General features: G+C 57.5%; 19 protein-coding genes. 11 read left to right on the top strand and 8 right to left on the bottom strand.

Annotation, left to right across the window (positions count from 1 at the left end):
• Window positions 1-184 precede the first annotated feature (184 nt).
• A complete protein-coding gene (locus CPH57_RS16330; RefSeq protein WP_046687733.1) occupies window positions 185-2,467 on the top strand; it encodes a molybdopterin guanine dinucleotide-containing S/N-oxide reductase in 2,283 nt (760 codons plus the stop codon).
• On the opposite strand, the gene CPH57_RS16325 is transcribed toward CPH57_RS16330, so the two are convergent.
• The 4 genes from CPH57_RS16325 to CPH57_RS16310 form a co-directional block, all read right to left on the bottom strand.
• Window positions 2,439-2,993, bottom strand: a complete 555-nt coding sequence (locus CPH57_RS16325) for a hypothetical protein (protein ID WP_046687732.1) — start codon at window positions 2,991-2,993, stop codon at window positions 2,439-2,441. The two genes, CPH57_RS16330 and CPH57_RS16325, sit on opposite strands and share 29 nt — an antisense overlap.
• A 25-nt stretch (window positions 2,994-3,018) precedes the next feature.
• Window positions 3,019-5,430, bottom strand: coding sequence for a fimbria/pilus outer membrane usher protein (locus CPH57_RS16320; protein WP_046687731.1), 2,412 nt, complete (start codon window positions 5,428-5,430; stop codon window positions 3,019-3,021).
• A gap of 8 nt (window positions 5,431-5,438) precedes the next feature.
• Window positions 5,439-6,149, bottom strand: a complete 711-nt coding sequence (locus CPH57_RS16315) for a fimbria/pilus periplasmic chaperone (protein ID WP_046687730.1) — start codon at window positions 6,147-6,149, stop codon at window positions 5,439-5,441.
• 112 nt (window positions 6,150-6,261) lie between these two features.
• Window positions 6,262-6,951 (bottom strand): hypothetical protein, encoded by a 690-nt coding sequence (locus tag CPH57_RS16310; protein WP_127897171.1) that lies wholly within the window; start codon window positions 6,949-6,951, stop codon window positions 6,262-6,264.
• A gap of 933 nt (window positions 6,952-7,884) precedes the next feature.
• Here CPH57_RS16310 and aas point away from each other — a divergent pair.
• On the top strand, window positions 7,885-10,038 hold the full coding sequence (aas, locus tag CPH57_RS16305; RefSeq protein ID WP_046687728.1) for a bifunctional acyl-ACP--phospholipid O-acyltransferase/long-chain-fatty-acid--ACP ligase: 2,154 nt from the start codon (window positions 7,885-7,887) through the stop codon (window positions 10,036-10,038).
• Window positions 10,038-11,222, top strand: coding sequence for a lysophospholipid transporter LplT (lplT, locus tag CPH57_RS16300; RefSeq protein WP_033644843.1), 1,185 nt, complete (start codon window positions 10,038-10,040; stop codon window positions 11,220-11,222). Before aas ends, lplT begins: the two co-directional genes overlap by 1 nt.
• Before the next feature lie 33 nt (window positions 11,223-11,255).
• Here lplT and CPH57_RS16295 read toward each other — a convergent pair whose 3' ends face one another.
• The 4 genes from CPH57_RS16295 to mutH form a co-directional block, all read right to left on the bottom strand.
• Window positions 11,256-12,296 carry an NADP(H)-dependent aldo-keto reductase gene (locus tag CPH57_RS16295; RefSeq protein ID WP_033644844.1) on the bottom strand — a complete coding sequence of 347 codons (1,041 nt, stop codon included), beginning with the start codon at window positions 12,294-12,296 and terminating at the stop codon, window positions 11,256-11,258.
• 205 nt (window positions 12,297-12,501) lie between these two features.
• Entirely contained in the window at window positions 12,502-12,720 is a 219-nt protein-coding gene (locus tag CPH57_RS16290; RefSeq protein ID WP_016929923.1) for a YgdI/YgdR family lipoprotein, read from the bottom strand.
• Window positions 12,721-12,876: 156 nt separating this feature from the next.
• Window positions 12,877-13,593, bottom strand: coding sequence for a TerC family protein (locus tag CPH57_RS16285; RefSeq protein ID WP_096242559.1), 717 nt, complete (start codon window positions 13,591-13,593; stop codon window positions 12,877-12,879).
• A 100-nt stretch (window positions 13,594-13,693) separates the two neighbouring features.
• A complete protein-coding gene (mutH, locus tag CPH57_RS16280) occupies window positions 13,694-14,380 on the bottom strand; it encodes a DNA mismatch repair endonuclease MutH (RefSeq protein ID WP_033644848.1) in 687 nt (228 codons plus the stop codon).
• A 696-nt stretch (window positions 14,381-15,076) separates the two neighbouring features.
• On the opposite strand from mutH, the gene rppH reads away from it, so the two are divergent.
• The 8 genes from rppH (at window position 15,077) to CPH57_RS16240 (ending at window position 21,799) form a co-directional block, all read left to right on the top strand.
• The gene (gene rppH, locus CPH57_RS16275) at window positions 15,077-15,604 is read left to right on the top strand and encodes an RNA pyrophosphohydrolase (RefSeq protein WP_004931849.1); all 528 of its coding nucleotides are present in this window, start codon (window positions 15,077-15,079) and stop codon (window positions 15,602-15,604) included.
• 12 nt (window positions 15,605-15,616) lie between these two features.
• Window positions 15,617-17,863: a phosphoenolpyruvate--protein phosphotransferase gene (ptsP, locus tag CPH57_RS16270; protein ID WP_033644849.1), complete on the top strand. Its 2,247-nt coding sequence runs from the start codon at window positions 15,617-15,619 to the stop codon at window positions 17,861-17,863.
• Window positions 17,864-18,085: 222 nt separating this feature from the next.
• Window positions 18,086-18,958: a prolipoprotein diacylglyceryl transferase gene (gene lgt / locus CPH57_RS16265; protein WP_015378920.1), complete on the top strand. Its 873-nt coding sequence runs from the start codon at window positions 18,086-18,088 to the stop codon at window positions 18,956-18,958.
• A 7-nt stretch (window positions 18,959-18,965) separates the two neighbouring features.
• Window positions 18,966-19,760, top strand: coding sequence for a thymidylate synthase (thyA, locus tag CPH57_RS16260; RefSeq protein ID WP_047573877.1), 795 nt, complete (start codon window positions 18,966-18,968; stop codon window positions 19,758-19,760).
• 174 nt (window positions 19,761-19,934) lie between these two features.
• Window positions 19,935-20,438: a prepilin peptidase-dependent protein gene (locus CPH57_RS16255; RefSeq protein WP_047573880.1), complete on the top strand. Its 504-nt coding sequence runs from the start codon at window positions 19,935-19,937 to the stop codon at window positions 20,436-20,438.
• Window positions 20,432-21,010 carry a prepilin peptidase-dependent protein gene (locus CPH57_RS16250; protein WP_047573881.1) on the top strand — a complete coding sequence of 193 codons (579 nt, stop codon included), beginning with the start codon at window positions 20,432-20,434 and terminating at the stop codon, window positions 21,008-21,010. Before CPH57_RS16255 ends, CPH57_RS16250 begins: the two co-directional genes overlap by 7 nt.
• Entirely contained in the window at window positions 21,007-21,453 is a 447-nt protein-coding gene (locus CPH57_RS16245) for a YgdB family protein (protein WP_096242558.1), read from the top strand. The genes CPH57_RS16250 and CPH57_RS16245 overlap by 4 nt, the downstream gene beginning before the upstream one ends.
• Window positions 21,443-21,799 carry a prepilin-type N-terminal cleavage/methylation domain-containing protein gene (locus CPH57_RS16240; protein ID WP_015378915.1) on the top strand — a complete coding sequence of 119 codons (357 nt, stop codon included), beginning with the start codon at window positions 21,443-21,445 and terminating at the stop codon, window positions 21,797-21,799. Before CPH57_RS16245 ends, CPH57_RS16240 begins: the two co-directional genes overlap by 11 nt.
• Window positions 21,800-21,802 lie beyond the last annotated feature (3 nt).

The raw sequence follows: 21,802 nt of genomic DNA, 5'->3' as shown, positions 1-21,802 counted from the left end.
CCAGTTTTGCGGAAAAAAACCGGGGCTGCAAGCGGTCTCGTGCGCAACTTGTGGTGGCGGTTGCAGAATCTCTTCGCGTCTGTACGCATAACCGACTGCTACCGAACGATAGCGCAATTTGTACGTTGGCACTGGCGGCGGGCTGAGGTAACGTCTGTGCATTCCGATTTGCGCCGAGAACGCCATGTCCATTAAACGCTATCCGCAGCTCGCCCATTGGGGCGCTTATACCGCCGTGGTTGAAGACGGCCGGCTTATCCGTTGTGAACCCTTCGTCGACGATCCTGATCCTTCGCCGCTGCTCGATTCCATCGTCCCGATGGTCTACTCCGACAAACGCATCCGCAAGCCGGCGGTGCGCCGCTCGTGGCTGCAAAAGCGCGAGGGCAGCGACCGGACGCTGCGCGGCAGGGAAGATTTCGTCGAGGTGGATTGGGAGTTAGCGCTCGATTTGGTGGCGCAGGAGAATCGCCGGGTGCGCGAGCGTTACGGCGCCTCCGGGCTGTTTACCGGCTCTTATGGCTGGTCGTCGGCCGGGCGGCTGCACCATGCCCGCTCGCTGGTGCGGCGGTTCTACTTCAGCGGCGGCGGCGGAGTCGATCAGCAGGGCAACTACAGCTGGGGCGCGGCGCAGTTCTTTCTGCCGTATGTGATCGGCACTTTCTCGCCCTTGACCGGGCGCGTCACCAGTTGGCCGAGCGTGGTGGAGCATTGCGAGCTGTTTGTGGCGTTTGGCGGGTTGGCGCTGAAAAACGCTCAGGTCTCTTCCGGCGGCGCGGCGGAACATGCGCTCAAGCCCTGGCTGCAAAAGCTGGCGCGCAAGGGCACGCCGGTTGTCAACATCAGCCCGATGCGCGATGATTGTCCCGAGTTCGTCAACGCGGAATGGATCCCGATCCGGCCGAATACCGACGTGGCGCTGATGCTGGCGCTGGCTTACGAAATCCAGCGGCTGGGTGCGCAGGATGAAGCCTTCCTGCACAGCCACTGCGTGGGCTATCAACAGCTGGCGGATTACCTGAACGGCGCCGGTGACGGCGTGGCGAAAACCCCCGTTTGGGCTAGCGCTATTACCGGCATTCCGGCGGCGCGCATTGCGCTGCTGGCGCGGCAACTGATCGGAGTGCGCAGTTTCATCACCTGTTCCTACTCCGTGCAACGCGCGCATCGGGGGGAGCAACCGTATTGGATGATGATCGCGCTGTCGGCGATGCTGGGCCAGGTGGGGCTGCCGGGCGGCGGTTTCTCGTTCGGCCACGGCTCGATGAACGGCGTCGGCAATCCACGCGTGGACACGCCTGCGCCGACCATGCCGGTAGGCGAAAATCCGGCCGGGCTGGCGATCCCGGTGGCGCGCATCTGCGACATGCTGTTGCACCCCGGTGAGGCCTATCAATTTTGCGGCGAGACGCGGCATTATCCGGATATCCATTTGGTGCACTGGGCTGGCGGCAACCCGTTCCATCATCATCAGCAGTTGAATCGGCTGGTGGAGGGCTGGCAGAAGCCGGACACGGTGATCGTTCAAGATATCTGGTGGACGGCGGCGGCCAAAATGGCAGACATCGTGCTGCCGGTCACCAGTTCGCTGGAGCGTAACGATATCGGCGGCTCGTCGCGCGATCGCTACGTGTTGGCGATGCATCAGGCCATTGCGCCGCAGCATCAGGCGCGCAACGATTTCGATATCTTCGCCGATCTGGCGGAGCGTCTCGGCTATCGTGAGCGCTTTACCGAGAATCGCGACGAGCGGGCCTGGATCGAAGCTATCTACCGGCAATGCGGCGCAGCGCAGCAGCGCGCCGGCGTCGCCTGGCCCGAGTTTGAGGCCTTCTGGCAACGGGGCTATGTCGAGCTGCCCGCGCCGGCTAAAGAGTTCGTATTTTTTGACGCATTCCGCGCCGATCCGCAGGCTAACCCGCTGCAAACGCCCAGCGGCAAGATAGAGCTGTTCAGCGAGCGGATCGCCGGCTATCGCTACGAAGATTTCGCTCCGCATCCGCAGTGGCGGCCGCCGGTGGAGTGGCTGGGCGCGCCGCAGGCCAAAAACTGGCCGCTGCACCTGATCTCCATTCAGCCGAGCGATCGCCTGCATAGCCAGATGGATCCGGCGCCGCTGGCGCAGGGCAACAAGACCGCCGGGCGAGAAACCTTGTACATGCATCCGGACGATGCGGCGCCGCGCGGTGTGGCGGACGGCGCCGAAGTGCTGGTCAGCAACGCGCGCGGCAGCTGTCTGGCGGGGGTATCGCTCACCGATGGCGTGACGCGCGGCGTGGTGCTGATGGCGACCGGTGCCTGGTTCGAGCCGGGTTTCGACGCGCAGCGCCGGCCGGTCGAGCAGGCGGGCAACCCGAACGTGCTGACGCTGGATATCGGCACCTCGCCGCTGACGCAGGGGCCGAACGCCATGAGCTGCCTGGTCGAGGTCAGCGCATTCACCGAACGTCGGGATCAAGATAGTTAGCGCTGACCAGCAATTGGGTCGACAGCGGGATGTTATCGCGTTGCTGTTGACGCAGTTGTGTCGCGGACGCGGCGAAACTGGAGACTGTTAATGACAGTGTGAAGTGTTGCCCAACCTCGTTATCCGGTACAAGGATGTGTAATGCTTCCCGATCGACGGATAGACGATAGTTGGGTAGATGTCTTTGGCGTGGTTGCCCGGGGGCAAGTGAAAAGGAAAGGGGCTCACCATCACCGTTGCGTAATTCATCAACCGTGAGGCTGAGATAGCTAGAAGCATCGGTTGCGCCGCTTCCTTCTGCCAGGTTTCTATTCTCCCGCAGAGTGAACCCCTGCAACTGCACTGGTTCATCGCAAGTCAACCGATACTGCAATGGGGCGCTGTGCAGCAGAGTGGATTGCTGAGACAGTGTCCCAATATTGTGCTCCCCCAGATAAATGCTGTTTTGTGTGGTCGTTAGCGTGCAGTTAGCGTTAGCCCCAAAACTGATGGCTATGGCTGCCAACCCATAATAAATCACTTTCATGTGTTCTCCTGATATCGATGAACGTTTAGCGACACACTGCTTCGGAGTGGCTGATGCCGGCACGATTGCGGGAAGAGGTGTCTGCAGCAATTGCGAAATAACATGCCTGTCCCGAAGAGTTTTTCATGCTGAAGCGTTGTGAAGACGCATCGTTCGTCGCGCGGTGCGCTTTCTGATGTTCAATGAAGGCTGCGCCCTGATCATTGGTAAAAGCGACCACTTGTTGTTGTTCATCCAAAATCATGCTGCCGATAGCGGGTTTGGTGCCGTCTGCATAGCTAATCTGGACAATGGCCCGCAATGTATTAATGGCATCGATATTGATATGTTTAACGCTGCCACGTGCCAGATTGATCTTGCGCACGCCGTTATCGATATCGGCACCGGGAGGTAAGGTGCTTGTGTCTACGTTAATCAGGCTTGGTTGATACTCACGCAGCCTTGGGATGATCGCCTTACCTTGCTTGCCATAGGTTTTCACCTTGCCGCCTGGCGTAGACACGCTGACTCCGGCGAGGCCCGGTATCGACAAGACGCCGAAGGTATCGCCGATTTTCTGTGGTGAGAGCGTTAGCCCGCTGCTGTCTGCCACCAGGGAGCCAGAGGCACTGTAGTAAAATGCCTGCTGATTTTCTGACAGATGGCTATAGCTGCCGGAAAGCGTTGTGAACGGACTCAAATAGTTCACATTGCCTGAGTAGGTGCCGTTGTTGGATTGGGTGCCCTGTGTTGCATTGAATCCATAAGCCAGATCGCCATTCAACGCTTGGCCGGAAAGCGAATTGCTGATGCTACGATTTCTTCCGTTGCTTATCATATTGGCGCTATAACGTCGGTTTTTTCCCAGCGGTAATGAAAGGGTGGCGAACACCCTGGTATCGTTATCGCGAACCTCGCGGCTGCGCTCTTTTTCCAGGCTAACGCCAACGGTGGCTGCGCCAAATTGACGGTTCCAGAAGGCGTAGACTCGTTGATTTTGTTGCTTATCTCCGCCTTCAGCGCGTGTAACGCCTAAAGAAAGATTTCCGATGTATTTATGGTGCCAGCCTAGGCCCAGGCTGTAGCTTTGACGTTGGTGTGAAGATGATGCACCGTGCGATACAGGCCAATAAGTTCCTTCGCCGTCATCTTTACGCGGAGAACGGAGCTGTGTAGGCGAGCGGTATCGCTCTGACTGGATGCTGTAACCGGCGTTCAGCTTAAGGTTTTTTATCAGGGGTAATGCGCTATTCAGCTGTAGCTTGGTGCCCTTTCCGCTTGACGACTGCGCCACGTGGCTCAAGGCTGTAAAACGATAATCGCTATTGGCAACGCTATAACCGGCGGCGATGCCGCGATAATCGCGGCTGAGGAAACTTCCCCCTCTCACCTGGTGCTGGTTGAGCCATGGCAAAGAGAATGAGCCAGTGATGAAAGGCATTTCTGTGCTTTTTGCCAGGCTGTGAGTGCGCCCGAGAGCAAGGGAGTAACTGCCCTGGCGGGGAGTAGAGTGTCCTGAGCTCGTCAGATAAGGGACGATGAATTGTTTGCGGCTACCGTTGCTTTCCGTGACGGTGACGGACAAATCGACTGCGTCGAACTGCGCAGGGATATCGGTCAGGCGGAAAGTGCCCGGTTGCACCTGCGTGGCGTAAACTAATCTGCCATTCTGAAAAATCTCAACCTTGGCTTGGCTCTCGGCGATACCTTCGACTACCGGCACATCACTGCGTTGACTCAATGACAGCGACGAGTCAGGCAGCCATTGCAGGCCATCTAAGGTAATGCCGCTGTAAAGCGAATCTGATAACGTCGCTCGTCCCAAACGCATCATGGCGTCGTGATCCGTCAATGTCCGCTGCAGATAACTATTATAAGGCGTGTACCCCTGATGTCGTTCTGACTTGTTATAGGTGCCATTATGGCGAAACAGCCAATTGTTGCTGTTGAAGCCGGTTTCCAACGCCGCGTAATCACTGCTGTGATTTTGGCTGTCGAATCGGCTCGCGGTATAATTCAGCATCAGGGCATGGCCGCCAAATTCATAGTCCGCCGGTTGTCGACGGATATAGCGCTCGGGCAACAGCAAAATCAATTGATTATTACCGGTTTCATTGTCGATGCGGCTGCCTTGATAACATTGGCTCATCAGCATTTCTGCCTGAGTGTTGAGCTTGCAGGGGTGTAATCCCAGGCTTTCTACGAGTTCAGCGTCGTATTGCCATTCGCCTTGTTTGTCTATGTTGACTTCATGCCGTCCATGATTTTGTCCGTTGACGTTGATGAATAGCGCTTGTTTTCCTGCGGGAAATTTCGCGCCAGAGGAAAAGTAATCAGCAATCTCACTGGGTAGTCCAAGTGCCCGCATCATTTCAATATCGTAATCGGCCAGACTGGTCGAGGCATAGCCAATAGGCAGACAAAACGCCAGTAGACGTAGCGGTATATGCAATTTCAAAGGCTGCCTCACTGGATTGGGGCAAGGTTGACCGTGATATCGGGTATGGCGCGCCCCGTGTTACTGATTGGCGTGAAGTGCAAACGGGAGGGGGGGATGGTAAGCCTATCGCTCTTACGTGTACCGATCGTTTGCCCAGGCAGCAAATAAGGTTGTTCTAAAACAAACTGCTGGTTACTGGGTTGTACGGTGATGGTAGGGGCTAACCTGACAACGTAAGGGCTGAGATTTTTGACTTGTATAGAATGCCCATTTTGTTGCCAATGCAAGGTTTGCCAGGGAGATTTGTTTTCCACTAGCGCGGAGGGCGTGGCGATAGCGACGACCCGATGCCGAGTATTCACCTTAAGCTGGTTGCTTTTTTCTCCCATATCGGGAATTTCCTGGAAATAGATATGGCGCATTTGCTGACGGGTTTTATCAAGTCCCGAGGGATCGGCAAGCATGACGCGTACCAGCTGAGATTTACCCGGATCAATACGCGCGGCTGGCGGAGAAAGAATGAATAAGGGATCTTCTCCTTGCTTGCTTAATGCATTTTTAACAACGGATGAGAATAGCAACACAGGATAATTACCGATATTATCGACTCTTACCGTTGTCTCTCCTTTCTCTTGATTGACCAAGAGGCTTATTTTTTCCAGTTTAATGGTTGCTTGGCCATGAAATGGAGTAAGCAATATAAATATTGCGGTAAGATAATGGATGAGACCTTTCATTTTATTTCCTGAATAGCGGAGAATAACGAACTCTAGTCAAAGGACGTTAAGATATTTTGCCAAACAAAGAGGCTGAAATAAGTGGGAACAGCGAAGTGTCCCCACCTGGTGATTACAGGTAGTGAACCGAAAGATTCACAGAAGCTTGCAATGCAATGCTGTCTTGCATTTGGATGCTTTTATCATCAATGTAGCTAAGCGGGGTAAGGAATGAACGGTAGTTGAATGTGCCGCTCAGGTTCTGGCCGATCGCCATATTGTCGTAATTAGCATCTGATGTGACCGCAAAGCGATTACCTGAGGCAACAGAGAACATCGCCTGTTCGTGATCTGCACCGTTAGTTACATTGGTTAAATCGAAAATATCATCGCCTTCAGGAATCAGCGCCGCACGCACGGTTTCACCATCCATAGCGATATCTGACAGTGCAAGGCCCAGCACGGCGATATCTTTATTACTGGCGTCTTTTGCCAGCGATGCGGTGAAGTTTCTGTCCATATATTGATAATCGGCATCGCCGCTGGCGCTGGTAACTTCAATACCCATGTTGGTCGGTGCCGTGCAATTTACGGTGAACGGGATGCTGCCCATGCCGTTGCCTTCCAACTGGACAGGATTTACTTTATCAAAAGCTTCGCTGGAATGGCGGCCAAGATCAATGCTATTGGTGTTGGCAGCAATACTGCAGCTGGTGTTATTATAAATTTCTCCGGAGAAATCTACAGACGTACTGGCTGTTTTTGCGGCCAGTACGCTCGTGCACGACAGAGGTAGTAGGGCTAAAAATAAATATTTCTTCATTATTCAGATTTCCTTCTGAGAATATGCCACTAAATAAATAAAAATCGTATTGCTTGAAAATATAAAGCAAGGGTTTCGCAACGTTTTACTAGCGATTCAATGCATGGCTATTTTATTTTTCAATCTCATTTCTTGCAATATTGTGCTAAAAATTTATGTAAAAATAGATTTATATTCTGGTTTTTTGGTTTTTGTTATTCTTTTTTAATTGTTAACTCTGTTTGGTTATTAATGCATAGGTTTTATTGCTTGCGGTTTTTTTAATTATTAATAATTAATTATCCTCGGCGTGCACTTTTGCCGTGAGATCACGATAACAGCAAGGTCTGGAGGCGGCTCTGTTGTTAGTTGGCGCTTTTTGACTTTGTCTTTTTATTGTTGCCGTGCTTGAAAAGCAAGAAAACGAATTGCATAAGTTGATGAAAATGACACGTTGGATATCACGTCTAACTTGGCTCTTGCGTTTGAGAATAGTTTTCGTTAATTGATTGCTTTAGCGTTGAGGAGACAAGAGGGATTAAAGGATCTGCTTCAGTCTTGATTAGGCCGAACCCTCATGTGCTGCACTTACCAGCATATGCGCATGGCTTTTTTTCTCCCCCCACTCGCTTCCTGCGGATGACGCATCATTATTGATCTTTCCGCTGCGGCGATTATTTAAGTTTCATTGAGTTATTACAGCAGATCGCGGGAAATTTACAGCTGGTTGCATTTGGAGCAGAACTCTTGCGATTCGGTGGTAGTTTCCTGCACGCCATCTCTCTAGAGTAGGTGATCCCAGAGGTATTGATTGGTGAGAAATCAGCGTGCCTTGCATGCTGAAGCCATTTTCAATTGCACCAACCTACGCGGATGCGTAGGTTTTTTTTTGCCTGCCATATAGTATTCTTTTCCCTACAACGATTTACGCCTCCATGGCCAAGGGAGAAGGGCATGATCTTTTCACTGCTGCGCGCGCTGTTTCGCCTGTTGTTTCGGGTACGGGTCGAAGGGGACGTCCAGCACTTCGAACGGCAAAAATTACTGATTACGCCGAACCACGTCTCTTTCCTCGACGGCGTACTGCTGGCGCTGTTCCTGCCGATAAAACCGGTGTTTGCGGTCTATGCCAGCATCGGCGAGAGCTGGTTTATGCGCTGGCTGCGGCCTTACATCGATTTTGTCTCGCTAGATCCCACCAAACCGATGGCCGTCAAGCAACTGGTGCGCATGGTCGAGCAGGGACGGCCGATCGTGGTGTTCCCTGAAGGGCGCATCACCGTGACCGGCGCGCTGATGAAAATTTACGACGGAGCGGCGTTTATCGCCGCCAAATCGGGCGCGACCGTGGTGCCGGTGCGGATCGATGGCCCGGAGTTCAGCCCGTTTGGCCGCATGGCCGGGGTGTTCAAGATCCGCTGGTTCCCGCAAATCAGCATCCGCATCTTGCCGCCGACCACGCTGCCGATGCCGGAAGCGCCGCGCGCGCGTGAACGCCGGGCGCTGGCGGGCGATCGGCTGATGCAGATCATGATGCGGGCGCGCATGGAGACGCGCGAGCCGCAAACGCTGTTCCATGCCTTGCTGGCGGCGCAGCACCGCTATGGGCGCCGCAAGCCGTGTATCGAAGACATCGCTTTCAAAGAAGACAGTTACCAGACGCTAGTCAAGAAATCGCTGGGCGTCAGCCGCATTCTGCAGCGCTTTACCGCCGAGGGGGAGCACGTTGGGCTGCTGTTGCCCAACGCCACCATTACCGCGGCGGCGATCTTCGGCGCTTCGCTGCGCAATCGCATCCCGGCGATGCTCAACTACACCGCAGGCGCCAACGGCCTGAACAGCGCGATGACGGCCGCCGGCATCAAGACCATCGTCACCTCGCGCCAGTTTCTGGAGAAAGGCAAGCTGACCCACCTGCCGGAACAGGTGCCGCAGGCTAACTGGGTGTATCTGGAAGATCTGAAAGAGACGGTCACGCTGGCGGATAAGCTGTGGATCCTGCGTCACTTGCTGCAGCCGCAGCGCGCGGCGTTGCCGCAACGTCCGGAGGATCCGGCGCTGATCCTGTTCACGTCCGGATCCGAAGGCCATCCCAAGGGCGTGGTGCATTCGCACGCCAGCCTGCTGGCCAACGTAGAACAAATCCGCACCATCGCCGATTTCACGCCGCGCGACCGCTTCATGTCGTCGCTGCCGCTGTTCCACTCGTTCGGCCTGACGGTGGGGCTGCTTACGCCGCTGATCACCGGCAGCCGCATTTTCCTCTACCCCAGCCCGCTGCACTATCGCGTGGTGCCGGAGCTGGTATATGACCGTAACTGCACGGTGCTGTTCGGCACGGCGACCTTCCTTAACAACTATGCGCGTTTCGCGCATCCGTATGATTTTGCCCGCCTGCGCTATGTCGTGGCCGGCGCGGAGAAACTGGCGGACAGCACCAAACAGATCTACCAGGACAAATACGGCATCCGCATTTTGGAAGGCTATGGCGTGACCGAGTGCGCGCCGGTGGTCTCGATCAACGTGCCGCTGGCGACCAAGGTGGGCACCGTCGGCCGTATCATGCCGCAGATGGAGGCGCGTCTGATCGCGGTGCCGGGTATTGATAACGGCGGCCGTCTGCAGCTGAAGGGGCCGAATATCATGAAAGGCTATCTGCGGGTTGAACGCCCCGGCGAACTGGAGCCGCCGGCGGCGGAAGATGCGAACGGCGTGCTGCAGCCGGGCTGGTATGACACCGGCGATATCGTCAGCCTGGATGAGCAGGGTTACTGCACCATTCGCGGGCGCGTGAAGCGCTTCGCCAAGCTGGCGGGCGAGATGGTGTCGCTGGAAAGCGTCGAATTGCTGGCGCAACGGCTGTCGCCGGATAAACTGCATGCCGCCACGGTCAAAAGCGACAGCAGCAAAGGCGAGGCGTTGGTGCTGTTCACCACCGATCCCGCCATTACCCGCGAGGCATTGCTGCGGGTGGCGCGCGAACTGGGTAGCCCGGAGCTGGCGGTGCCGCGCGATATTCGCCTGTTGAAAACGCTGCCGGTGCTCGGCAGCGGCAAACCTGATTTCGTCACCCTGCGTCATATGGCCGAACAGCCGGAGAGTGCCTGATGAATCCTTCGACCGAATCCCCTTTGTTGTCACGCGGCATGATCGCGGTGATCAGCGCGCAGTTCCTTTCGGCGTTCGGCGACAATGCGTTGCTGTTCGCCACGCTGGCGTTGATCAAGCAGCAGCTGTATCCGGACTGGAGCCAGCCGATCCTGCAGATGGCCTTTGTCGCCACCTATATCATTCTGGCTCCGTTCGTCGGCCAGATCGCCGACAGCTTTGCCAAAGGGCGGGTGATGATGTTCGCCAACGCCCTGAAATTGGCGGGGGCATTGGTGATCTGTTTTGGGGGTAATCCGTTTCTGGGTTACAGCCTGGTCGGTGTGGGAGCCGCCGCGTATTCACCGGCCAAATACGGCATTCTGGGCGAGATCACCAGCGGTGAGAAACTGGTCAAGGCTAACGGCCTGATCGAGGCTTCGACCATTGCGGCCATTCTGACCGGTTCGGTGGCCGGCGGTATTCTGGCGGACTGGCACGTGGCGGCGGCGCTGGCGGCCTGCGCGTTGGTTTACGCGGGAGCGGTGGTCGCCAACCTGTATATTCCGCGTTTGGCGGCGGCGCGTCCTGGCGCTTCGTGGCGTCCGCAGGCCATGACGCACAGCTTCTTTGCTGCCTGCGTTACGCTGTGGCGCGATGGACAGACGCGTTTCTCATTGATTGGCACCAGCCTGTTTTGGGGGGCCGGCGTGACGCTGCGTTTTCTGCTGGTGCTGTGGGTACCGGTGGCGCTCGGCATCGCCGATAACGCCACGCCAACGCTGCTGAACGCCATGGTGGCCGTCGGCATCGTGGTGGGCGCGGGTGCCGCCGCGCGCTTCGTCACGCTTAAAACGGTGAAACGCTGTATGCCGGCCGGGATCCTGATCGGCGTCGCGGTCGCGGTGTTTGCGCTGCAAACGACCATGCTCAATGCCTACGTCTTGCTGGCGCTCATCGGCATGCTGGGGGGCTTCTTCGTCGTGCCGCTCAATGCGTTGCTGCAGGAGCGGGGCAAACATTCGGTCGGCGCCGGCAATGCGATCGCAGTGCAAAACCTGGGTGAAAACGCCGCGATGTTACTGATGCTGGGCCTGTATTCTTTGGTCGTGAAGCTGGGCGTGCCGGTGGTGGGCGTCGGCGTAGGGTTTGGCGTGGTGTTTGCGCTGGCGATTAGCGCGTTGTGGTGGTCGCAGCGGCGGTGAAACGGGGCGCAGCCAGGCTGCGCCCTCAGGCTATCAAGGCGCCGGAATGGTAAACCGGGTGTGGATTTCTTCGAGCGCCTGTAGCACGTCCTCATCCAGAATCACGTCGAGGCTGTCGAGGTTGATTTTCAACTGCTCCACCGAGGTGGCGCCCAGCAGGGTGCTGGCGACGAACGGCTGCTGACGCACGAAGGCCAACGCCATCTGCGAAGGATCCAGCCCGTGTTTTTTGGCCAGCGCCACGTATTCGGCGATCGCCCGTTGGGTTTGCTGCCCTGAATAACGGTTGAAGCGGGTGAACAGCGTATTGCGCGCACCGGCCGGTTTAGCGCCGTTGAGGTATTTACCGCTCAGCGTGCCGAACGCCAGGCTGGAATAGGCCAGCAGTTCTACCCCTTCGTGCTGGCTGATTTCGGCCAGGCCAATCTCAAAGCTGCGGTTCAGCAGGCTGTACGGGTTTTGAATCGACACGATGCGCGGCAGCTCGTGTTTCTCCGCCAGTTGCAGATAGCGCATCACGCCCCAGGGCGTTTCGTTGGAGACCCCGATATAGCGAATTTTACCGGCGCGCACCTGCTCGGTCAGCGCCTCCAGGGTTTCCAGCAGCGTGACCGTGGCTTTGTCATCGGTATATTGATAGTTGAGTTTGCCAAAGCAGTTGGTGGCGCGCTGCGGCCAGTGCAATTGGTAAAGATCGAGATAATCGGTGTTCAGCCGCTTGAGGCTGGCGTCCAGAGCGGCGCGGATGTTTTTGCGATCGAGCGCCTGCTGCGGGCGGATGCTGCTGTCAGTGCCGCGCACCGGGCCCGAGACTTTGCTGGCCAGGACGATTTTTTCGCGATTGCCGCGCGCTTTGATCCAACTGCCGATATAGCTTTCGGTCAGGCCCTGGGTTTCCGGGCGGGGCGGCACCGGGTACAGTTCGGCGGTATCTATCAGGTTCACGCCTGCGGCCAATGCATAGTCCAGTTGCGCATGGGCGTCGGCTTCGCTGTTCTGTTCGCCAAAGGTCATGGTGCCCAGTCCCAGCACGCTCACTTCTAAAGAACTGTGGGGAATACGGTGGTATTGCATTAACGGCCTTCCTTTCTTGTTAGCGCTGACGGGCCGTGCGGCCCGGTGAAACAGGAGCCCAATTCAGAAGACGGCGCAAAGTCCGTCGGGCGGCGATGTCGCCTTTCCTGACTATAACCAAGCGGTGAAGATGGGGGAAGCGGATTCCGTGCGGACACGAATGAGGGCTACCGCGCTCGAGCGGGCGATAGCCGGCGTGCGGTGATTAGCGTTCGATAACCTGGGAAACCTGATCGCCGTTGATCTGGCGGTGATTGCCTTTCTCATCTTTATAACTGATGAGCCCGGTGTCTGTGTCGATCTCCGGTTTGCCTTGCGTCAGGATCATGTTGCCGTCTTTGGTCGCCATGACGTAGTCGCTGGAACATCCCGCCAAACCGGCGGCCATAACCAGCGCAGACACTGCCATTACCCACTTTTTCATCCTGCGGATCCTCGATTATGCAGAAAACAATGTTCTTTCAAGATTAGCAAACTCTTGGCAGAGAGCGTCTCAGATAAGTCTTTATCTGATAAGAAAAACTGAAATGAGGGGGGCAACGAAACGGCGGAAGCCGCCGATGGCGGCCTCCGCGTAGGGTTATTCCGGCGAACGGTTTTTCTTGCTGCGCATCAGATTGAGCGCTTCTACCGACATGGAGAAGAACATGGCGAAGTAGATGTAGCCTTTCGGCACGTGCACCTGGAAACTTTCCAGCATCAGCGTGAAGCCCACCAGGATCAGGAACGCCAGCGCCAGCATTTTCACCGACGGATGGCGATTGACGAACTCGCCGATCGGCCGTGCGGCGAACATCATCACGCCGACGGCAATCACCACCGCCGCCATCATGATGAACAGGTGATCGGAAAGGCCTACGGCGGTAATCACCGAATCCAGACTGAAGATGATATCCAACAGCATGATCTGTACGATCGCGCCGAAGAAGCTGTGCACCTTGGTGTGGTGCTCTTCTTCCGTGCCTTCGATGGTTTCGTGGATCTCTTTGCTGGCTTTCCAGATCAGGAACAATCCACCGAGCAGCAGGATCAGATCGCGGGCGGAAATGGCGTGATCCAGCACGGTGAACAGCGGGTGCGTCAAGCGGATCACCCAGGCGATGGAGGCCAGCAGCGCCAGACGCATCAGCATGGCGGCGGCCAGCCCGAGCCGGCGAGCTTTGTTCTGTTGCGCTTTGGGCAGCTTGGCCACCACCAGCGACAGAAAAATGATGTTATCAATACCCAGTACGATCTCAAGAATGGTTAGCGTACCTAACGCTAACCAGGCATTGGGATCCATAATCCATTCGAACATTGCCCGACACACCTTAATACTTAATAAATGCAAAGCGTGAATTATACGCGTTTATCGTGGCGCTGACAGGGTTAGCTAAACCAGAGTTAAACGAAATCGCTTAGATTGAGAAATGTCTTGCCAGCAGCGCGCCGGTAAAACCCTTTTTCAGATAGAAACCGCGCGGCAGCGTCATGATAGGTTGCCCCTGTTCGCCGATGGCTTCGGTGAGCGCCTTGTTGTTGGCCGCTTTGGGGCGCAGTTGCAGCACTTCGCCGTGGCGTGCGGTGATGCGTTCTACGTGACCGAGCACAATCAGATCCATCAGCTCTTCCCAATCGCGGCGCAGCATCTCTTCTTCTGCAGCGCTCGGGCTCCACAGCAGCGGCGAACCGACGCGGCGCTGCGCCAGCGGGATTTGCCGTTCGCCCTCTACCGGTATCCACAACACGCGCGCCAGCTTGTGGCGAACGTGGCTGCTGGCCCAGGTGACGCCGCTGTTGCCGGTGAGTGGGGCCACGCAGACGAAAGTGGTCTCCAGCGGTTTGCCGGCGGCGTCGACAGGAATGGTTTTCAGCTCAATGCCCAGCTCGGGAAAATCCTGTTCCGGTTTGCTGCCGGCCATGGCACCGAGGTACAGCTCCAGCAGCATGCCCACCCAGCCTTTATCGCGTTTCAGATCCTTGGGGATCGGCAACTGCGCGCGGGCGGCCAGTTCGCCAAAACTGAAGCCGGCCAGCGCCTGAGCGCGCTCGAACAGCTGCCGTTCATTTTCCGGCGGGGGTGGCAGAGGGGATAAAAACGCCATAAATCAAGCCTGTCGAATTTGGTTGAAAAACGTACTGCAAAGATACACGGGAAACGGTAACCCCAGTCGCCTGGGGAAAAGAATAATAGTAGCATGATTTTACATGACTTTTTTTCTTTCCTTGCGCGGGCGACAATGCTCCCGCGAGGCTTGTTCACCTGAAGCCACCGACAATAAACAGGATCTTACACCTATTTATCCACAGATTTATGGGATAACCCAAATTTTTACCGATCACTGGTTCAATTTACAGCCTTGACTCGGGCGGTTTTTTACGAATTTGTCCGTTTTGTGCGTAACTTGCCCGGATAATCTGTGGATAAAAACGGCGTTGGTGGATCTTTCGCCAGGGTAAGATCCTTACCGTGCATAGATCACATTTTTGCCCTGTACATAACTGTGGGATATTGGTTAATTATATGTTTTTATGAGTAATATTGTTTTTTCGGTGTGAGGAGGGATTTTCGGGGACGAGAGTTTTACCGGCTTATCCCTCGAGTTCTACACACACCTATCCACAGAAAAAGTGAATAAAACCGGTCTGAAATGCCGATGCATGTTTATAACTTTGCCTATATCTGTGAGTTATCCCAATGTTATCCGGCCCGCAGCGCCGTAAAGCAGTGGTTTACCGCCTGTAGCTTGTGTGAAACAATCAGGACATCTATGCGAATTTAAGCTTATCGAGGTAGTCCGGTGATCGATGATGATGGCTACCGCCCGAATGTTGGTATCGTAATCTGTAATCGTCAGGGGCAGGTCTTATGGGCCCGCCGTTACGGTCAGCACTCCTGGCAGTTTCCCCAAGGTGGGATTAACCCTGGCGAAACTGCGGAGCAGGCGATGTACCGTGAGCTGTTCGAAGAAGTGGGGCTGAGTAAAAAGGATGTGCGCATCCTGGCTTCGACCCGCAACTGGTTGCGCTATAAATTGCCGAAACGTTTGGTGCGTTGGGACACAAAGCCGGTTTGTATCGGCCAAAAGCAAAAATGGTTTTTGTTGCAGCTACTGTGCAATGACGCTGATATCAACATGCAGCGCAGCAGCACACCGGAGTTCGACGGTTGGCGCTGGGTGAGCTTCTGGTATCCGGTGCGCCAGGTGGTGTCGTTTAAACGCGACGTCTACCGCCGGGTGATGAAAGAATTCGCCGTGACCGTGATGCCGATGCAAGAGCAGGCGGCGCCGCGGCAGGCCCCCGCTTATCGCCGAAAGAGAGGTTAAGTTAAGCCGACTATGCTCACGCGCTTGCGAGAAATTGTAGAGAAGGTGGCCGCGGCGGCCAGTCTGACGGATGCGCTGGATCTGCTGGTCAATGAAACCTGTCTGGCGATGGACACCGAAGTGTGCTCCATTTACCTGGCGGACAACGATCGCCGCTGTTACTACCTGATGGCCACGCGCGGGCTGAAAAAGCCGCGCGGGCGCACTATCGCATTGGCGTTTGACGAAGGTGTCGTCGGGTTGGTCGGCCGCCGGGCCGAACCCATCAACCTGGCCGATGCCCAAAGCCATCCCAGCTTCAAGTACGTTCCGCAGGTCAAAGAGGATCGTTTCCGATCCTTCCTCGGGGTACCGATCATTCACCGGCGCCAGCTGTTGGGGGTGTTGGTGGTGCAGCAGCGCGAGCTGCGCCAGTTCGACGAAAGCGAAGAGTCGTTCATGGTCACCCTGGCCACGCAGATGGCCGGGATCCTTTCACAGTCGCAGCTTAATGCCATTTTCGGCCAGTATCGCCAAACGCGCGTGCGCGCGCTGGCGGCCTCGCCCGGCGTAGCGGTGGCGGAAGGGTGGCAGGACAGCAGCCAGCCTTCGCTCGATCAGGTTTACCGCGCGTCGACGCTGGACACCGCCAGCGAGCGCGAGCGCCTGACGTTGGCGTTGGAAGAGGCCGGCGCGGAATTTCGCCGCTTCAGCAAGCGTTTTGCCGCCAGCTCGCAAAAAGAGAGCGCGGCGATCTTCGATCTTTATTCTCACCTGCTAAACGACGCCCGCCTCAAGCGCGAATTGTTCGCCGAAATTGACAACGGCTCGGTGGCGGAATGGGCGGTGAAGCAGGTGATAGAAGCCTTTGCCGAACAGTTCGCCAAACTGCAGGACACCTATATGCGCGAGCGCGGCAGCGACCTGCGCGCGCTGGGTCAGCGCCTGCTGTTCCACCTCGACGACACCACTCAGGGCGCCACCCAGTGGCCGGCGCGTTTTGTGCTGGTGGCGGATGAACTGACCGCGACATTGCTGGCCGAAGTGCCGCAGGATCGCCTGGTTGGCGTGGTCGTGCGCGACGGCGCCGCCAATTCGCATGCGGCGATTTTGGTGCGGGCGATGGGGGTGCCGACGGTGATGGGCGCCGACATCCAGCCTTCTCTGCTCAGCCAGCGGCTGCTGATCGTTGATGGGTATCGCGGCGAACTGCTGGTCGATCCTGAGCCGGTGCTGGTGCAGGAATACCAACGGCTGATCAGCGAAGAACAGGAACTGAGCAAGCTGGCGGAAGACGACGTCGAACAGCCGGCGCAGTTGAAAAGCGGCGAACGCGTTCAGGTGATGTTGAACGCTGGCCTCAGCCCGGAACATGAACAGCTGTTGGGCGGCCGGGTGGACGGCGTGGGGTTGTACCGCACTGAAATTCCGTTCATGTTGCAAAGCGGTTTCCCTTCTGAAGAAGAACAGGTCGCGCAGTATCAAGGCATGCTGCAGCTTTACCCCAACAAACCGGTCACGCTGCGCACGCTGGACATCGGCGCCGACAAGCAACTGCCCTACATGCCGATCAGCGAAGAAAATCCCTGCCTGGGCTGGCGCGGCATTCGCATCACTCTGGACCAGCCGGAGATTTTTTTGATACAGGTGCGCGCCATGCTGCGCGCCAATGCCGGCACCGGCAACCTGGGCATTTTGCTGCCGATGGTCACCAGCCTGGAAGAGGTCGATGAGGCCAAGCGCTTGATTGACCGCGCCGGGCGCGAGGTGGAAGAGGTGCTTGGCTACGCGATCCCGAAACCGAAAATCGGCGTGATGCTGGAAGTGCCGTCGATGATTTTCCTGATCCCGCATTTGGCCGGGCGCGTCGACTTCATCTCGGTAGGCACCAACGATTTGACCCAGTACCTGCTGGCGGTGGATCGCAACAACACGCGGGTAGCCTCGCTGTACGACAGCCTGCATCCCGCGATGCTGCAGGTGCTGAAGCTGATCGCCGAACAGGGGAAAGCGGCCGGGCTGCAGCTTAGCCTGTGCGGTGAACTGGCCGGCGATCCGATGGGCGCGCTGTTGCTGGTAGGCATGGGCTATCGCAATCTGAGCATGAACGGACGCAGCGTGGCGCGCATCAAATACCTGCTGCGGCATATCGATCTTGCCGACGCCGAAGTGTTGGCGCACCGAGTGTTGAACACCCAAATGACCACGGAAGTGCGCCATTTGGTGGCGGCGTTTATGGAGCGACGCGGCATGGGCGGGTTGATTCGCGGCGGCAGATAATCGCCGCGCGATGTGATTTTTTTACAGAACTTTTCCCGCGCTGCCGGCCCGGACCGCGCTAAGCCTATGTTATGATGCGCAACCTCAGCGCGACGCATGTTCGTCGTCTTGCAAACCGCAGCGGCCAACGCTGCCGTTTGAAAGGCGTGTGACAACCTGCGCCGACGTTTGGCACCTGCCGCCCCCGCATGGGGAAAAATAACAGACATGTTGTGGTGATAGATGAGCAATAGCTATCTGGCGTTTCCTAAATTTGATCCGGTCATTTTCTCCATTGGCCCGGTTTCTTTGCATTGGTACGGCCTGATGTATCTGGTCGGCTTCGTTTTTGCCATGTGGCTGGCGGTGCGCCGCGCCAACAAGCCGGGCAGCGGCTGGACCAAAGACGAAGTGGAAAACCTGCTCTACGCCGGTTTCCTGGGCGTATTCGTCGGCGGCCGCGTGGGCTATGTGCTGTTCTACAACCTGCCGTTGTTCCTGGATAATCCGCTCTATCTGTTTAAAGTCTGGGATGGCGGCATGTCGTTCCACGGCGGATTGATGGGGGTGATTCTGGTGATGTTCTGGTTCGCTCGCCGCACCAAACGCACCTTCTTCCAGGTTTCCGATTTTATCGCGCCATTGATCCCGTTCGGTTTGGGCGCCGGCCGCCTCGGCAACTTCATCAACGGTGAACTGTGGGGCCGCGTGACCACCGACACCCCTTGGGCGATGCTGTTCCCAAGCTCGCGCAGCGAAGACGTGGCGCTCGCCGCCGCCGATCCTTCTCTGCTGCCGCTGCTGAATCAGTATGGCGTGCTGCCGCGTCACCCGTCCCAGCTGTATGAACTGCTGCTTGAAGGCGTGGTGCTGTTTATCATTCTGAACCTGTTCATCCGCAAGCCGCGGCCGATGGGTGCCGTATCGGGCCTGTTCCTGATCGGTTATGGCGCATTCCGCATCATCGTTGAAGCGTTCCGCCAGCCGGATGCCCAGCTTGGCCTGTTCGACGGCGTGATCAGCATGGGGCAGATCCTGTCCATCCCGATGGTGGTGGCCGGTGTTATTATGATGATTTGGGCGTACCGTCGTCGCCCGCAGCAACAACTGTCGTGAGGGACAAATGAAACAGTATCTGGATTTGATGAACAAGGTGCTCGCCGAGGGCACTCCTAAAGCCGACCGTACCGGCACTGGCACGTTGTCGATTTTCGGCCACCAGATGCGTTTCAATTTGCAGGAAGGCTTCCCGTTGGTGACCACCAAGAAATGTCATCTGCGTTCGATCATTCATGAGCTGTTGTGGTTCCTGAACGGCGATACCAACATCGCCTATCTGCGTGACAACAAGGTCACCATTTGGGACGAGTGGGCCGATGAAAACGGCGATCTCGGCCCGGTGTACGGCAAGCAGTGGCGAGCCTGGGGGGCGGCGGACGGTCGTCAGATCGATCAGCTGAGCAACGTACTCCAGCAACTGAAACAAGATCCGGATTCGCGCCGCATCATCGTTTCCGCCTGGAACGTCGGTGAGCTGGACCAGATGGCGCTGGCGCCGTGCCACGCGTTCTTCCAGTTCTACGTGGCGGACGGCAAGCTCTCTTGCCAGCTGTACCAGCGTTCCTGCGACGTGTTCCTCGGCCTGCCGTTCAACATCGCCAGCTACGCGCTGTTGGTGCATATGATGGCGCAGCAGTGCGATTTGGACGTTGGCGACTTCGTCTGGACCGGTGGCGATACCCATCTGTACAGCAATCATATGGAACAGACGAAGCTGCAGCTGACGCGTGAACCCCGTCCGTTGCCGAAGCTGGTGATCAAACGCAAGCCGGCTTCGCTGTTCGATTACCGTTTCGAAGACTTCGAGATCGAAGGTTACGATCCGCACCCGGTCATCAAGGCGCCGGTCGCGATCTGACCTTAACCGCATCACACCAGGGGCGCAGCGATTGCGCCCCTTTTTTTATCCGCATTGCGCGCCGCGCCGCATTTTATTGTCGCCATTTGTCGCTATAGGGAAAACATTGCGCAGCTTGCCGCAAGGCTTGCGCATGCGGCTTTACCGCCTTGTTACGGCCCTTAAACTGGCCGCATGAAAGAAAATACGCTCTCGAACATCGATGACCGCCAGCGTGGCATGACGCTGATTGAGCTGTTGGCGGCGCTCCTGATCGCCGGCATGCTCACCGGCTGGGGCGTCGGTCAATGGCGCCACCATCAGCAAACGCTGCGCCTGGAACATACTGCCCAGCAGCTGCTGGCATTTTTACTGCGACTGCAGGCGGACGCCAACTGGCGCAACCGCACGACGCTGCTGTGGTTCAAGAACGGCACGCCCTGGTGCCTGGGCGGCGGTGTGCCGCCGCCGGATTGCGCTTCCGCCGAGGGTTCCGTTTTCTCACCGTCTTACCGCGACGTCGTTTTGAGCGGCTACACCGACAAAGAGATCGGGTTTTACGGCTTGCGCAATACCGCGCAGGCGGGGCACATCCTGCTCAGCAACGAGGCAGGCGGCCTGCGGCTGGTGCTGTCCGCCCGAGGGCGGCTGCGTTTGTGCAGCGAAGGGCTCCGGATAAGGGGGACCGCGCCATGCTGACTGTCGAACGCGGTTTTACCTTGCCGGAGGTGATGTTGGCGCTGGTGTTCGGCAGCGTGATCGCGCTCGGCGCCGCGAAAACCTACCCGCTGTTGCGCCAGCAAAACGTGGCCGTCGGCCAGCATTTTCGGCTGGAGTCAACGCTGCGGCAACTTGCGTTCGGCATCGAGAAGGACCTGCGCCGCGCCGGTTTCTGTGCCGGGCAGTGCGCCGGCCGCCCGCTGCTGATCGGCCAGGCGGCGGGAGAAGCGGCGGGCAGCTGCGTTATCGTCGCTTACGACATCACCCGCAGCGGGCAATGGCTCACCTCGGGCGAGGATGCAGGTTATTTCGGTTATCGGCTGCGCAATGGCGGCTTGGAAGGGCAGCGCGGCGTAAGCCAATGCGACGGCGGCGGCTGGGAGCGGCTGCTCGATCGTGACGAAGTGCAGATTGAGCGGTTTCATGTGGCGATAGAGCGCGGGGAGCATGGCGGTGCGCTGGCCCGTTTGACTCTGGCGGGGCGCTCTGTCGGCGATGCGCGTATCAGGCGCAGCCTGAGCGGGAACGTCGAAATGGCGGCGTTGCCATGAACCGGTGGAGCCAGCGAGGCGGCAGTACTTTGGCGGCGGTAATGTTGCTGTTGGCGTTGGGGTTGATGTTGCTCAATGCCCAGCACCGGCAATTGGATAACGCGCTGTTACTGGCCGCCGATCAGCAGCGCTACCTCCAGGCTTACAATCAGGCCGCTTCGGCGCTGAGTTGGGGCATGCTCCAGCGTTGGCCGCGCGCCGAGCTGAGTGCGGCGGCCTGGTTATGCAGGCAGCGCGCGGAACTGACGGCCTGCGCCCGGCTGTCTGCCAGAGCGGGCGTCGTGACGGTACGCGGCCTTGGGGAGATGCGCGGCGGTGAGCTGCTTTGGCTGTATCAATGGGGCGCGTTTGACGGTGCGGAATCGGTCGGCAGGGTGCAAGCGCAGCCGGGCGGCCGGCTGGATTTTTGCCCCGAGAAAAGGCCGGCCGACTGTGAGGGTTAACGCTCGCGCAGGGCGGTTATCCCGCAACGGCTTCAGCCTGCCGGAAGTGTTGGTGGCGGCATTGTTGTTCTCGGTGTCGCTGCTGGGCTTGTTACAGTATCATCAGGTGCTGTTGCAGTCGTTCCAGCGCCAGTGGCACTACCGGCAAGCCTGGGTGATGGCGCATCAGCAGTTGGAGGCATTCGCCGTCACCGGTCGGCTCGATGCCGAACCGCTGCCGGAAGGCTGGCGACGCGAGACGGCGTTCGACGGCGCGGATGCGGATTGCCGCCGATTGACGGTCAGAGTACAAACTCCGCAACGGCAGTGGGCGACGCTGAGCCGCTGGTATTGCACCCGTTTTTGAGCC

The sequence above is a fragment of the Serratia sp. JKS000199 genome, from assembly GCF_900215455.1.
Taxonomy (GTDB): Bacteria; Pseudomonadota; Gammaproteobacteria; order Enterobacterales; family Enterobacteriaceae; genus Serratia; species Serratia ureilytica.
This window is presented reverse-complemented; position numbering and strand designations above follow the sequence as displayed.